General features: G+C 40.3%; 15 protein-coding genes, 1 pseudogene and 1 riboswitch. Of the genes and pseudogenes, 5 read left to right on the top strand and 11 right to left on the bottom strand.

Annotated elements, in window-relative coordinates; genetic code table 11:
* Nucleotides 1–3: 3 nt before the first annotated feature.
* Complete coding sequence (gene rnjA, locus ACPBEH_RS00965) at nucleotides 4–1,692, top strand: ribonuclease J1 (RefSeq protein ID WP_016265232.1); 1,689 nt, start codon at nucleotides 4–6, stop codon at nucleotides 1,690–1,692.
* Between the two features lie 133 nt (nucleotides 1,693–1,825).
* Nucleotides 1,826–2,791, top strand: coding sequence for a diacylglycerol/lipid kinase family protein (locus ACPBEH_RS00960; RefSeq protein ID WP_424349392.1), 966 nt, complete (start codon nucleotides 1,826–1,828; stop codon nucleotides 2,789–2,791).
* A 49-nt stretch (nucleotides 2,792–2,840) separates the two neighbouring features.
* Here ACPBEH_RS00960 and thiW read toward each other — a convergent pair whose 3' ends face one another.
* From thiW to folB, 8 genes and pseudogenes are all read right to left on the bottom strand, one after another.
* On the bottom strand, nucleotides 2,841–3,347 hold the full coding sequence (gene thiW, locus ACPBEH_RS00955) for an energy coupling factor transporter S component ThiW (RefSeq protein ID WP_424349391.1): 507 nt from the start codon (nucleotides 3,345–3,347) through the stop codon (nucleotides 2,841–2,843).
* Nucleotides 3,337–4,023, bottom strand: a complete 687-nt coding sequence (gene tenA, locus ACPBEH_RS00950) for a thiaminase II (protein WP_424349390.1) — start codon at nucleotides 4,021–4,023, stop codon at nucleotides 3,337–3,339. The genes thiW and tenA overlap by 11 nt, the downstream gene beginning before the upstream one ends.
* Before the next feature lie 99 nt (nucleotides 4,024–4,122).
* Nucleotides 4,123–4,212, bottom strand: a riboswitch (TPP riboswitch).
* Between the two features lie 76 nt (nucleotides 4,213–4,288).
* Complete coding sequence (locus ACPBEH_RS00945) at nucleotides 4,289–4,738, bottom strand: GNAT family N-acetyltransferase (RefSeq protein ID WP_016265236.1); 450 nt, start codon at nucleotides 4,736–4,738, stop codon at nucleotides 4,289–4,291.
* Between the two features lie 101 nt (nucleotides 4,739–4,839).
* Nucleotides 4,840–5,340: an NUDIX hydrolase gene (locus ACPBEH_RS00940; protein WP_424349389.1), complete on the bottom strand. Its 501-nt coding sequence runs from the start codon at nucleotides 5,338–5,340 to the stop codon at nucleotides 4,840–4,842.
* Entirely contained in the window at nucleotides 5,337–6,422 is a 1,086-nt protein-coding gene (gene folP / locus ACPBEH_RS00935) for a dihydropteroate synthase (protein WP_424349388.1), read from the bottom strand. Before folP ends, ACPBEH_RS00940 begins: the two co-directional genes overlap by 4 nt.
* The gene (locus ACPBEH_RS00930) at nucleotides 6,412–7,740 is read right to left on the bottom strand and encodes a bifunctional folylpolyglutamate synthase/dihydrofolate synthase (RefSeq protein ID WP_424349387.1); all 1,329 of its coding nucleotides are present in this window, start codon (nucleotides 7,738–7,740) and stop codon (nucleotides 6,412–6,414) included. The genes folP and ACPBEH_RS00930 overlap by 11 nt, the downstream gene beginning before the upstream one ends.
* Nucleotides 7,741–7,751: 11 nt before the next feature.
* A pseudogene (gene folE / locus ACPBEH_RS00925) lies at nucleotides 7,752–8,781 on the bottom strand (GTP cyclohydrolase I FolE).
* 38 nt (nucleotides 8,782–8,819) lie between these two features.
* The gene (gene folB / locus ACPBEH_RS00920; RefSeq protein ID WP_424349386.1) at nucleotides 8,820–9,170 is read right to left on the bottom strand and encodes a dihydroneopterin aldolase; all 351 of its coding nucleotides are present in this window, start codon (nucleotides 9,168–9,170) and stop codon (nucleotides 8,820–8,822) included.
* 348 nt (nucleotides 9,171–9,518) lie between these two features.
* Here folB and ACPBEH_RS00915 point away from each other — a divergent pair, with 348 nt between their 5' ends.
* Nucleotides 9,519–9,947: a GNAT family N-acetyltransferase gene (locus tag ACPBEH_RS00915; RefSeq protein ID WP_424349385.1), complete on the top strand. Its 429-nt coding sequence runs from the start codon at nucleotides 9,519–9,521 to the stop codon at nucleotides 9,945–9,947.
* Nucleotides 9,948–10,002: 55 nt separating this feature from the next.
* Here ACPBEH_RS00915 and ACPBEH_RS00910 read toward each other — a convergent pair whose 3' ends face one another.
* Nucleotides 10,003–10,290, bottom strand: coding sequence for a hypothetical protein (locus tag ACPBEH_RS00910; protein WP_076632434.1), 288 nt, complete (start codon nucleotides 10,288–10,290; stop codon nucleotides 10,003–10,005).
* A 184-nt stretch (nucleotides 10,291–10,474) separates the two neighbouring features.
* On the opposite strand from ACPBEH_RS00910, the gene ACPBEH_RS00905 reads away from it, so the two are divergent.
* On the top strand, nucleotides 10,475–10,675 hold the full coding sequence (locus ACPBEH_RS00905) for a DUF378 domain-containing protein (RefSeq protein WP_096584847.1): 201 nt from the start codon (nucleotides 10,475–10,477) through the stop codon (nucleotides 10,673–10,675).
* A gap of 207 nt (nucleotides 10,676–10,882) precedes the next feature.
* Here the strand turns inward: ACPBEH_RS00905 and ACPBEH_RS00900 are convergent, their stop codons facing one another.
* Nucleotides 10,883–12,385, bottom strand: coding sequence for a glycoside hydrolase family 73 protein (locus ACPBEH_RS00900; RefSeq protein ID WP_424349384.1), 1,503 nt, complete (start codon nucleotides 12,383–12,385; stop codon nucleotides 10,883–10,885).
* Between the two features lie 66 nt (nucleotides 12,386–12,451).
* Complete coding sequence (locus ACPBEH_RS00895) at nucleotides 12,452–13,777, bottom strand: C40 family peptidase (RefSeq protein WP_424349383.1); 1,326 nt, start codon at nucleotides 13,775–13,777, stop codon at nucleotides 12,452–12,454.
* Nucleotides 13,778–14,186: 409 nt separating this feature from the next.
* Between ACPBEH_RS00895 and ACPBEH_RS00890 the strand changes: the two genes are divergently transcribed.
* On the top strand, nucleotides 14,187–14,345 hold the full coding sequence (locus tag ACPBEH_RS00890; RefSeq protein ID WP_424350077.1) for a DUF378 domain-containing protein: 159 nt from the start codon (nucleotides 14,187–14,189) through the stop codon (nucleotides 14,343–14,345).
* Nucleotides 14,346–14,380: the final 35 nt, after the last annotated feature.

The raw sequence follows: 14,380 nt of genomic DNA, 5'->3' as shown, positions 1-14,380 counted from the left end.
TAAATGAAACTCAATATAAAAAACAATGAAACAGCCGTTTTTGCCGTAGGGGGTCTTGGCGAAATTGGTAAGAACATGTACGGTGTTCAATTCCAAGATGAAATTATCGTTATCGACGCCGGCATCAAGTTTCCAGAAGATGAATTATTAGGCATTGACTATGTCATTTCCGATTATCAATATCTTCAAAAGAATCAACAAAAAATCAAAGCCCTTGTCATCACCCATGGTCATGAAGATCATATTGGTGGGTTGCCTTTCTTCTTACAACAAGTACCAAACGTTCCTGTTTACGCAGGTCCTTTAGCCCTTGCTTTAATTCGTGGCAAGTTGGAAGAACACGGTCTTTTGCGGTCTACTGAACTACATGAAATAAACGAAGATACCGTCCTTAAATTCCGCAAAACAAGTGTTGATTTCTTCCGAACAACCCATTCAATTCCTGATACATTAGGGGTTGCGATTCATACACCTCAAGGGGTTGTTGTTGAAACTGGTGATTTCAAGTTTGACTTAACACCTGTTGGTAATCAACCTTCTCCTAACCTTCAAAAGATGGCACGTCTTGGCGAAGAAGGCGTCCTTTGCTTAATGTCTGATAGTACCAATGCTGAAGTGCCTAACTTCACGAAATCAGAACGTTTTGTTGGTAATTCAATCCGCCACATTGTGGAACGGATTGAAGGCCGGATTATCTTCGCAACTTTCGCTTCTAATATTTCACGGGTCTCACAAGCAACTGATGCAGCGATTGCTAATGGTCGGAAGATTGCGGTCTTCGGTCGTAGTATGGAAGCTGCCGTTGTTAATGGTCGTGAATTAGGTTATTTAAATATTCCTGATGAAGCACTAGTTGATGCAAGTCAACTTAACTCATTACCTGCTGATAAAGTGATGATTATCTGTACGGGTTCTCAAGGTGAACCAATGGCTGCTTTGAGCCGGATTGCTAACGGTACTCACCGTCAGATTTCAATCCAACCTGGCGATACAGTTGTTTTCTCAAGTAATCCAATTCCTGGGAATACAACAAGTGTTAACCACGTTATCAATAAGCTTTCTGAAGCAGGCGCTGAAGTTATCCATGGTAAGGTCAACAACATTCATACTTCTGGTCATGGTGGCCAAGAAGAACAAAAATTAATGTTGCGTTTGATGAAACCTAAGTTCTTCATGCCTTGTCATGGTGAATACCGGATGCAAAAGATTCATACCGAACTCGCCCAACAATGTGGCGTTGAACCAGATAATTGTTTCATCCTTGAAAATGGTGATGTCTTAGCCTTAACCGCTGACTCAGCACATGTTGCTGGCCATTTCAGTGCCGATGACGTTTATGTTGATGGTAACGGGATTGGTGATATCGGTAATGTTGTCCTTCGCGATCGTAAAATGCTTTCTGAAGAAGGCTTAGTCGTGGTTGTCGCAACTATTAACTTCGGTGAGAAAAACATTCTCGCCGGTCCTGATATCCTTTCACGGGGATTTGTCTATATGCGTGAATCTGGTGAATTGATCAGCGAAGCTCAACGACGGGTTTTCAGAATGATCGTCAACACGTTTAATGCTAACGACAAGGTCACTGAAAGCCAAGTCCGAGAAGCAATTATTGACGGCCTTCAAGATTTCTTATTTGAAAAGACGGAACGTCATCCAATGATTTTACCAATGATCATTCAAAGTAACGAATAAAACCTTTAAGGGCGATACAAACTCACGTTTGTATCGCCCTTTTTTTAAATTCTTATCAAAAATTTAGGTAGCAAAACTTGTCATTTCCCGCTATAATATACACCGAATATCTTTTCTGAAAGGGGGTATCCGAATGGCTGATACGCCACATTTTTATATTATTTTAAATCAAGTTGCTGGTACTGGCCAAGCCCAGAAGATTTGGCCGCAGATTGAAACCGTCCTCAAGCAACGCGGCATTTCATACGAACTACAAATTTCTAGCTATCCCGGCCATACCACTCGGATTGCCTACCAATTTGCCCGCTTTAAACGAACCAATCAAGTTTTACTGATTGTCGGTGGTAATGGCACTTTAAACCAAGCGATTAATGGCGTCCAAAGCGCCGGTAAAACCGACATTCCTATTGCGTATTTACCTTGCGGTTCTGGCAATGATTTCGCTCGCGGAATTGGCTTAAATAGCGACCCACTGCAAGCTCTCGAACAGATTCTTGCAACTACCGCCCCCGTCAATATCGATTTGGGTGTCTATCACGATGCCCTCAAAGACGAGACCGGTTATTTCGTCAACAATGTCGGTATTGGTTTTGACGCTTCCGTTGTCAGTATCACCAATAACTCTAAAAGCAAACGCTTCTTAAATAAGTTTCATATCGGCTCCCTATCTTACGTCTTCTCGCTAATCCAAGCCTTCACCTCACAAGATGCCTTCCAAGTGACAGTTAAGACCAACGGCACTGTTAAAAACTTCAGCCGTGGTTTTTTAGTCACGACGACAAATCATCCTTACTTTGGCGGTGGTGTTCCAATTATGCCTTCTGCACGCGTCGATGATCAAAAGCTCGACCTCGTGGTGATTGAAAAGCTGAACGTTTTCTTCTTCTGCTACCTATTCATCATGATGCTGATGGGCAAACATACCCGCTATAAGGCGGTCCATCATTTTAGAACTGACGATCTTATCGTTCGAACCCAAACGTTAGAATTTGGCCAAGTTGATGGTGAAGAAATGGGCAGTCGCGCATTTGATATGCACTTTACCGTCACATCTCAACCCTTCTGGCTAACAACAGCCAAAACAGAACAATTCAAATAAACCGCTACAATCTAAAAAAGAGCAACGCATTTAGCGTTGCTCTTTTTTATTATTTGTAAAAATCAGCTTGAACTCGTTTAAAAATCGTTGTTTCCTTTAATTTAAACAAGAATAACCAAGCGATTAGGCTGCCCAAAATGGCACCGCCAAAAAAGCGTGGTGTGTAAACGAACCAAAATAAACCGTTAGCACTGCCGGTAAACCAAATCATAACGGGATAAGAAAGCAATGAGCCGATTAAACCCGTTCCTAGAATTTCACCCGCAATTGCCCAGCCAATATGCCCGCCATACCGGTAACCAAGGCCAGCTAATAAAGCGCCGAAGAAAGCCCCCGTTAAGGCTAAAGGTGGAATCCCCAGTAACATCATTCTTAAAACGGCCGTCACTAACGCCATTACGGTTGCATAAATTGGCCCCATCAACACTGCCGCTGTAACGTTCAGAACACTCGACATCGGTGCCATGCCTTCAATGCGAAATAACGGCGATAAAACGACATCTAGTGCAATCATCATCGAAAGGATGGTTAATCGCTTCGTTCGGCTATTGTTCATCGTATTCGTCCCCGCGCAACCATTGTTCCTTGCGATTAGCCATCTCCCAAAAATGATATTCCAATTGGCTGCTACGAACAAACGCCTGCACCATTTTAACCTGATCTTCCGCTGAGCTTGCTGCATACAAGCGGTTTAAAACAATGCCCATCATTTGAATTTCATCCTGCAATTCAGCCTTTGTATAAGTTTCAATCCAGCGTTGATAATATGGATTAGGTGAAGCAGGCCGTTGGCTTAAAGTCATTCCGATATCACCGTATAACCAAGCACAAGGGTATAAGCCAGCCGCAGCAATTGCGGGGTTATCCGCAAATAATTGCCGATACATATGAGCAATATAGTGATCAGTTGTCGGCGCAACAGGGGTCGCTTGAACCTCATCATCCGTTATTTTTAAAGCTTCAAAGAATTGTTCCCGAATAATCATTTCACCATCTTTCAAACCAGTTGCGCTTAGTGTCATCAACGCTTTTAATTCTTGATCCTGACAGCGATCGGCGACGATTTGATGTAACTTTCTGAAATGACGAAGATAATAATGATCTTGAATCAAATAATACCGAAATATCTTCTCTGGTAGCGTCCCCGCTTGCAGTTGAACGATAAACGGATGCCGTAAACTACCTTCCCAATATGGTGCGACTTTCTTACGAACGATACTTGTAAATGACATGTTGCCCCTCCTATTAATTCACTTCTGGGGCCGCTTTACAAGCACTCAAAATACCCGCCAATTAAGAATTGACGGGTACCAAAATAAGCACGTTTATAAACAAACGACACGACATTTCCCTGCGCTAGTACTAACTATATCAGGTTCAATGGGTATAATCTCAGCTCTTAGGCACCCCAGATGCGTTATTCAATTGTGGCTCTATTATAGCATGGATGTAAGCGGTTGTTCATTAGAATTATCATAGAAAACTAAAAACTATTGATTACCTATTTTTCTCCATAACGAAGTTGGTCAATAAAACACCTTGCCGTGCTACTTGTTGTTCTCGAATCACTTGATAGCCCCGACTTTCAAAGAACGGTCTGGCCGTAATCGAAGCATGTGTGACAACTCGGCATGCAACAGCTTGCTCGAGCTGATGACAGATAGCAGTCGCAACGCCTCTTCTTTGATAATCGGCATGGACAAATAACCGATCGAGATAGCCAGCTTGATCAATATCTCCAAAACCAATCAGGTTATCATTTTCAAGTGCGACAACACTGAAATGTGATTGCAGCGATTGATCCCACTGCTTTAAATCAGGCTCACCAGTGGCCCATACAGCCAACTGCGCTTTCGTATAATCGCCAGCATTCACTGTATGCACTGTCTTATAAAACAGTTCTGCCACTGCTTGACAATCCGCCTGCTGATAGCGTCTAATCTCCAATTATTTAGCCCCTCTTTAATCTTTTTCTTCTTCATGTCTTATTGTAATCGCCATTTGTTTCTCCTAGTAATAATGCTTTTAATTTTTAAAAAATATCTGGTTTATTGAAGTTTAAAATAGGGTTGAAATTCCACTGGTGCTGCATCTTGCGCAACCCATCGATTAGGGAGCTCGGCTGATGCGCTTGGCTGCTCTTTTGCAGTGATTAAATAGCGGCAATCAATGTGCATGTGGGCTGCTTGCTTTTTCACTGGATTCTCCGGAATTGTAATTAAATTAGCGTCCACCAACTGCGCTTGTTCCCCGACTAGCCCGGTTTCCTCTAGTAATTCCCGCAGAGCGGTTTGACCTGGCGTTTCAGACAGTTCAACATGCCCCGCTGGTAATAACCATTGCTGCAAGTATGGATGGCGCACCATCAACAACTGATTGTTTTTAAAAACAAGTGCACTAGCCGATAAATGATATTGATCGTTGACTCCCCGATAAAGCGGGGCTGTTTGGTGCGCCATTAATTCGTTAATCATCTGATATTTTGGCGGATCATTAAACGCTGCCGATTGCTCAGCTAGCCGCTGAATTTGCGTTAACAAATCGTTCATGAGCGGACCGCCATTAATAGATCTGCTTGCTGATAACCTTTGAATAAATTGATCATTTTATGCGTTGCCAAAACATCGTGCACGCGCAGAATACGGGCCCCCTGCTCAACCATCAATTGTTCCAATAACAGCGTCGAGGTTAAGCGTTCTGCCATCGGATAATCAAATTTGCTTTCCATAAAGCTTTTCCGAGAAATCCCCGCCATAATTGGCGCGCGGTATTTCATCGTTGGTTGAATGCTATTGAGTTTAAAGAGATCCAGTGACGCTGTATTTTTAGCGTGTGAAAACCCAACGCCAGGATCCAAAGCAATTTGTTGACGTGTTAACCCGGCCGCCTCTAGGCTCGCTAATGTTTCTTGGTAAAATTGATCAAGCGTTTCAAAAACATCATTTTGATAATGACGGCCATTATACATCGTGACCACCGCGGGCCGATGGTTGGCGACGACTTCGAGCTTAGCCGCTTTATTAAAACCATCGATATCATTCAAAATTGGTACCCCGCTTGTGACTGCCCGTTGCATAACATCCGCATTATTGGTATCAACTGCCAACACCGCGTTGGGCCATTCCTGTTGCACTGCCGCAATCACGGGCGCGATCCGTTGCCATTCTTCATCCGGCGTAATTTCTTGATAACCTGGGCGCGTTGATTTGCCCCCAACTTCAATCACCGCGGCACCATTGGCCAAATCAGCCTCAATTTTCGTCATAATCTGGCCCAGCGCTTGGCTCGGTTGCCCGTCGTAAAAAGAATCCGGTGTACAGTTAATAATCGCATAGACAACCGGGTCAACAGTTAAATCGAACTTGAAACCAGGGCCGGTCCATAAAATTTGCTTAGCGTGCCAAATTTGTGTCAATTGCACATTTGGTTGTCCAAAATATTGTGCCCATTTTCGCTGTAACACCGCTAGTTGAAAAAGACTAAATTGCCCAAACCATTGTTGATCCAACTGCTGAATTAGACAATGACTGGCTAAACAAAGTCGCTGTAATGTTTCGATTTCAGCTGCATCCCCACTAAAGCTTAACAGCGTATGATTTCCTTGATTAGGTTGTGCTTCGCTAATTTGCATGTGATCCTCCCCGATTTAAAAAGTGTTGCCGAACTGTTTTTAATAAATAAAATGACCCTACGACTAAGATGACTTGCGGTTTTGGCCCGGTTACTGATTGATTAGCCGCCTTTAAAGCTGCTTCAATTGCTGGATATTCAGGTGCTGTTTGGCCTGTTATCTGCGTGTATAGCGCCCCTAATTCAGCAACTGGTAATTGTCGGTCATCCTGATTGATGGGGGTCGTTAAAATAAATCGCGCTGGTAGTTGCGTTAAAAGCTGCAAGCATTCAGTAACCGCCTTATCTTTTAAAAAGCCAGTTACAATCGTTAAGTCGTAATCGCCGTAGCGTTCTTGGACACTCCGGACAAACTGCCGAATGCCGTCCGGATTATGGGCACCATCAATCACAACTAGCGGCTCTGTTGCCAAGCGCTCAAAGCGGCCCGGTAAACGGACCTGCCCTAAAGCGCGTTGTAAAACGGCTTCGTCTAGTGCTTGCCCTTGATCACGACAAAACTGACGATACCACGTCAATGCCGTTAGGAGGTTCTCTAATTGATAGGTCCCCGCCAAGGCCAAAGAAATCGTTAACGGTGAACGCTCGGGTAATTTAACCGTCACCGCTTGGCCCGCACTGGTTGGATGACTTGTGACTAACCAATCACGGGAAGCAATCTGCAGCGGTGCTGATTGCCGCTTACCTTCAACCTCTAAAACATGCAAAGCCGTTTTCGTTTGTCCAGGGGCCACAATAACCGGTGTTTGTGGCCGAATAATTTTAGATTTAGTGGTGGCAATTGCTTCAATCGTCTCGCCCAATAACGCCATGTGATCGAGGCTAATCTTCGTAAAAATTGTGTAGGCCACTCGATCAACCGCATTGGTTGCATCTAACGCACCACCCAAGCCACATTCCCACAGGACATAATCGACTTGTTGTTGCTTAAAATAGACCAACGCCACCAATACCAAAGTTTCAAAGTACGATAAGTCCGTCGTCGGATCAAAGCCGAGTTTTTTCAAAACGGTTTGGACCGTCGTCAATAATCGTTCAAACTGCGCTTTTGAAATCAACTGTCGGTTAATCTGAATACTTTCCTCGACTGCCATGATGTGCGGACTCGTAAATAACCCCACGGAGTAGCCGGATGCTTGCAGAATTGCCGCAATCATCGCACTCGTTGAGCCTTTGCCATTCGTCCCACACACATGAATAAACGAAAAAGCATGATCTGGCTGCCCCATCGCCTTTAAAATCTGGCGCAAGAGCGTCACCCGTTCGCCTTCACCATATAACATCCCTGGTAATTGCGTGACCATTTCCTCATCTTGCATACTAAAATCCCCTATTTCAATAGTTGTAGAAATTCGCTGCGTAATTGGCGGTCGGTTTTAAAACTACCACTGTAAAAAGTCGTATGGGTCTGACTATTGGCCTTCTTAATGCCGCGCATCTCAACACACATATGGCGCGCTGTCACTTGAACCGCAACCCCGTGTGGCTTTAATATTTGATTTAAAATTTGTCCGATATCACGCGTTAAATTCTCCTGAACACTCAATCTTTTTGAAACGAAATCCACTAACCGGGGAATTTTACTCAAACCGATAATCTGCCCGTTGGCTGGTAAATACGCCACGCTGACCTGACCAAAAAAGGGCAACATATGATGTTCGCACATCGAATAAAACGGAATGTCTTGCATCATCACCATCTGATCATCGTCGGTCTCTTCAGTTTCAAATAACTTATAGTCCTTAAAGATGGTTTCCCCCTGATAGGCCAAAACTTCTCCGTACATTTTAGCGACCCGTTGTGGGGTTTCTAACACGCCAGCACGATCGGGATCATCGCCAACTTGCTTTAAAATATCACGCACATCTTTTTCAATTTGCTGATTTGCTTGTTCTATCATCGTTTACCTCTTCTAATCGTTTAATCGTCTGAGTTTGATCCTGCTTTAAGACATCAATCTGAGCTTCAATCGCTGTTTTTTGGTAAAAGTCGGCCCCACAGATTTCTAGGATTGGCACTAGCACAAATAGTCGCTTGAAAGCTTCTGGATGGGGAATCACTAACGTATCACTCTGTAAGACCAGCTCATTAAAGAAAATGATATCTAGATCCAACGTTCGCGGCCCCCAGTGAATTGTCCGTTCACGCCGACACGCCTGCTCAATTTGATGTAAGACAACCAACAACTGATCCGGCGTATAATCGGTACTAATTTTTAAAGCGCCGTTGATAAAATCGGCCTGTTCAACTGGACCCACCGGCGCGGTTTGGTAAAAGGCCGACTGCCGTTCAATTTGAATTTTCGGATCAGCTGCCAAAAGAGCTAGCGCCTGGTTAATATTCGCCTTTAAATCACCCATATTACTGCCGTAACTAATATAAACTTGATTGCTCAAACTCAACCCTCCATCTCGATTTCGACATGGTCAAAAATGCCTTCAATCGGCACCGCAATCTTGCGCACCTTAACCGTAACTAAGCCAATTCGCTCGGTATCAAGGGCGTGAATTGCCTGGATAATCTCATGAGCGATTGTTTCGACCAAATTAGCGCGCGATTTGACGATTAATCGAGCAATCACTTCATAGAAATCAGCATAACTGACCGTATCCGTTAATTCGTCCCCTTGATAAGGCGTCATAATTGCCACCCTTAAATCAATTTCAATACGCTGACCTAGATCCTTTTCAGCTTGAAAAACACCAATATGCGAATGAAACTGCATATTATTAATTTTAATATGATACATCAGTCCGCCTCCTAATAACCGTTCATTGGCTAATATTTTATCACAAATATACGGAATTCCCTCTGATAATGACGTTAAATATTTAATTTGACGAAATTTTGTTCATAATTTTCATCATTCTCTCACAATTCGTAAAGTTGATATTCTTAAATAAAACCGCATAAAATGATGTCGTTCTCTCATCATTATATATCAGCGCATTTCGCCAATTAAAAAATACTGCCTAACCGAAATGGTTAAACAGCATTCGTATTTTTAAAAATGACCAAAAAGGACATTATTAATCACTTAATTGACTTCGAGAATCATTTAATTTAATCTATCAATAAACTGAAAGTAGGTCATAAAATGTTATCGAATCAATTAGCAACCATCTCAGACTATGCGCTAGTCCTCGATATTTGGGAACGGTCCGTTTTAGCGACGCATAATTTCTTACAACCTGAAGACGTAACTTTTTATAAAACACAAATTCCCCATTTTCTGGATCAAACGGTCCTCAGAATCTGGTCACTAGATAACCAGCCAATCGGGTTTAGTGGTACCAACGGTCAAGAATTAGAGATGCTATTTCTCGACCCTCATTACATTGGTGGCGGGTATGGCCATCAAATCTTAGATTGGCTAATCAATAATCAACAGATTAATAAAATTGATGTGAACGAACAAAATCAGCGCGCCAAAGCGTTTTACTTAAAGCACCGTTTTACAGTTGTATCACGGAGTCAGCGAGATGGCTTTGATAAACCATATCCGATTTTACATTTGACAAGATAAATAGCTTTCTACAAAAGAGGACACACTATCCATTAGATAGTGTGTCCTCTTTTAATTAGACCATTTTACATTGTTGTGCCACGTTCTGACCACCAACCATTAAGCAGCCACAACCGACCATTTCTGCCAGCTGGGCGTCCAATTGAACCATCACATCATGAATTGTTCTTAAATCCGCACGTGGTTCGTGACGACAAATAAACAACGGTAAATCGTTACGCGTGTAATAATAACTCATCTGTCCCACAATACCAACGCCTACTTTAGACAACATGACATTGCCTGTCTCATTTAGCGTTAAAGAATACTGATCATTAATCCGTGCTGGTTCAAATTGTTTCATTCAACTCGCTCCTGACATTTTATTACTGCTAATATCTTACAACAGAAAAAAATTAAATAACATTCTTGACATGCACCTTAATCACACTAGATTTTTAAAATTGCTCCAATAAACATTGTGAGCAATTACATTGTCCCAACTTCTTGAAGATGTTATTTTTAAGTTAAAGAAGGAGGTGTTGAATATGAAGACTTTAGACAATATCGCTCTTGCCTTATTAATCGTAGGCGGTTTAAACTGGCTACTTGTTGGTTTATTTAAATTTGACCTTGTGGCTATGCTATTTGGCGGCCAAGCAGCTATTATTTCACGAATTGTTTATGTCCTAGTTGGACTAAGTGCGCTCTACTGTATTAAATTATTTGCTAATATCAATGCACGTTAATAATTCATTATGCGCATAGTATATCAAATAATTAAAAGCAATAATCATTATTCCTATAACTATTACTGTTTAAACTGGTGCACTCACTTTAATCTCAACTTATCCATAATTTCAATGTCCTCAGATAATGGTATTAATTTGTATAAGTTAATACCATAAAGAAAGCCAATTCGTTTAACCGCGAATTGGCTTTCTTTAAATACTTCTCTAGAAATCAACATGTCCAAACTGTGTAAACTTCTTTGGTAAATATTCATTCGTACTTACTTGATACATTTGTTCATTATTAATCATTCTAAAACCGCCGTTTTTCCACTTAGTACCATTTTTCAGCTTATCTATGGCCATCGTTCCATCTAATTTATAAGTCGGAACTGATTGCCCAGGAATATAATTAACTTCTACAACTCTATTATCGATAGTTGTGTCCTTTCTTGGGATATATTCATCTCCACCAACCAATATCATTTCTTGACCATTGATCATTTTAAGGCCACATACTTTCCAATTAGTTCCTTTTTTAAATACATTATTAGTACCACTCATTTGGGCACCACTAGATCTATAACCAAAGGTACTATTAACAGTAATTCTTGCCGTTGATTCACTTTGTGCGGGTTTTGGGCCGCTGGCCCCAAATTGAGTATATAACTTAGGTAGATAGACATCTCTACCCACTTGGTACATTACTTGCCCTTTTATCGTTGTAAATCCACTATTCTTCCACTTAGTTCCAGTTTTTAATTTATTGGGTGCCAAAGTTCCATCTTTTTTATAAGTATTCACCGTTAAATTAGAATAATAATTTATTTCTAAAATACTATTATCAATAGTTGTATCTTTTCTTGGAATATATTCATCACCACCAACTAACAACATTTCTTGACCATTAATCATTTTAAAGCCATTTACTTTCCAATTAGTTCCTTTTTTAAAAACATTATTAGTACCACTCATTTGAGCCCCACTAGACCTATAACCAAAGGTACTGTTAACGGTAACTCTTGCCGTTGATTCACTTTGTGCGGGTTTAGGCACGCTTGTATTAATGAACGCTTCTTGATCCCAGTTTTGTAAGCCATATTGTTCAATTACACGAATAATCGTGGCTGCATAATTTGGATCGGTTGCATAACCATCTTGTTGTACTAATTTCGCTACTTGCTTATAGTCTTTGACCCCTAATAAATTATGATACCGTTCATTATCTGTAAAGAAATTACCGTGATCTTCTACACTAGTTGCCCAATTTGGATATTTTCTAAATTCAGCATTAATTGTTACATAATGGCCGTTTACCCATTCTTGAGTTGGAAAAACGATATATTGCCCATTATATCTACCTTTAATCCCAAATAAATTATTTGCTGCAGTAGTTAAACCCGAAGTTCCCCAACCACTTTCAATTGCGGCTTGTGCTGCAGTCACTGATGGTAAGAAATTATGCTTCTTCCATGTATCTACAGCGCCTTGCTTAATAGAATTGAAAAATATTGATGGATCTGTCCGTAACATTGGATTTGGTAGGGCTAATTTTTGACTAGGTGAATAAAAGCCTTGCCCAATCTTACTATTTTGAACTAATGGTGCCTCATGCTGTTGTACTGTGGCATCAGCCTTAACACTATTTATATTACTAAAAACTGGTAATGCAGCTCCTGTTGTTAGCAGTAAAGTCGCAAGTGATACTAAAAGCTTTTTACTTTTCATGTGTATCTCCTCCGGTATATCTGAATAATATTGTACTCAAATCAATTAAATTTTTTAAATATTATCTTAAAAATCAACGTGTCCAAACTGTGTAAACTTCTTTGGTAAATATTCATTCGTACTTACTTGATACATTTGTTCATTATTAATCATTCTAAAACCACTATTTTTCCACTTAGTACCGTTTTTCAGCTTATCTATGGCCATTGTTCCATCTAATTTATAAGTCGGAACTGATTGCCCAGGAATATAATTAACTTCTACAACTCTATTATCGATAGTTGTGTCCTTTCTTGGGATATATTCATCTCCACCAACCAATATCATTTCTTGACCATTGATCATTTTAAGGCCACATACTTTCCAATTAGTTCCTTTTTTAAATACATTATTAGTACCACTCATTTGGGCACCACTAGATCTATAACCAAAGGTACTATTAACAGTAATTCTTGCCGTTGATTCACTTTGTGCGGGTTTTGGGCCGCTGGCCCCAAATTGAGTATATAACTTAGGTAGATAGACATCTCTACCCACTTGGTACATTACTTGCCCTTTTATCGTTGTAAATCCACTATTCTTCCACTTAGTTCCAGTTTTTAATTTATTGGGTGCCAAAGTTCCATCTTTTTTATAAGTATTCACCGTTAAATTAGAATAATAATTTATTTCTAAAATACTATTATCAATAGTTGTATCTTTTCTTGGAATATATTCATCACCACCAACTAACAACATTTCTTGACCATTAATCATTTTAAAGCCATTTACTTTCCAATTAGTTCCTTTTTTAAAAACATTATTAGTACCACTCATTTGAGCCCCACTAGACCTATAACCAAAGGTACTGTTAGCGGTAACTCTTGCCGTTGATTCACTTTGTGCGGGTTTAGGTGACTCAGCCGGTAATTCAGTTGGTAAAACTCTTCTAGCAAAGCTAGGATAATAATATTTCATATTAGTAATTTTTACATTTTGGCCTGGTTGTGGAGCTTGAACAAAGTTGCCATCACCGATATAGATAGCAACGTGATATGTACTACCGCGACTGCCCCAGAACAATAAATCACCTGGTTGCAAAGCGCTTAAACTAACTTCTGATCCACTTTTTTCTTGTTGCGTTGTTACCCGTGGTAAATTAATTCCCGCTGCATGAGAATAAACATATTGAACTAATCCTGAACAATCAAAACTGTTTGGCCCAGTTGCTCCCCAAACATATGGTTTCCCAACTTGTTGCTTAGCTAAGTTGACAACCGCTTGTTGCTTACTATTCATAGCTGCCGCTTGGACAGGTGTGGTATTTGTTAAACCATTCGATATTAGGCCTGTCCCTCCTAATGATAATCCAATTGCTGCCAATAATACTAAAAGTTTTTTATTAACTTTCATTTGTAATCCCTCCTTTACACCTCCATACTAGTCCTATATAATTTTAATACAACTCTATTATTAATTAATTCACAAGAGTATAATTTTAATTGTTATGACTTAAATATTAATAAAATTAACCATTGATGTTTAAAATATGTCTTTTCGGATTTCATCATTTTTTATTACCAATAAAATAAGGCTACCTCACAATTAAGGAAGATAGCCTTATTTCTATAGATAACCTACTTATTTATCAAAGAAGTTATTTCATACTTAAAAGAAGAGGTATTTGATTATTAACTTGGAAAAAATCGGCTTTTTAGGCCAAATTGACCAGAAATATGAGTACCACACATACCCATACGCATCATTTAAAGCAAATAAGATTGTCTCTGGATCTCTAACAAAAACTTTTTCATATCAATTTTTGCTTATTTCATGTTGCTTGAATGGTTTATTTAAATTCGACCTTGTGGCTATGCTATTTGGCGGCCAAGCAGCTATTATTTCACGAATTGTTTATGTCCTAGTTGGACTAAGTGCGCTCTACTGTATTAAATTATTTGCTAATATCAATGCACGTTAATAACCTGAAAAAAGCCCTCAGTTGAGGGCTTTTTT

The organism is Latilactobacillus parasakei (assembly GCF_049674265.1).
GTDB classification, from domain to species: Bacteria; Bacillota; Bacilli; order Lactobacillales; family Lactobacillaceae; genus Latilactobacillus; species Latilactobacillus sakei.
The sequence above is the reverse complement of the archived record's forward strand: the minus strand, read 5'-3'. Positions and strand labels throughout refer to the sequence as shown.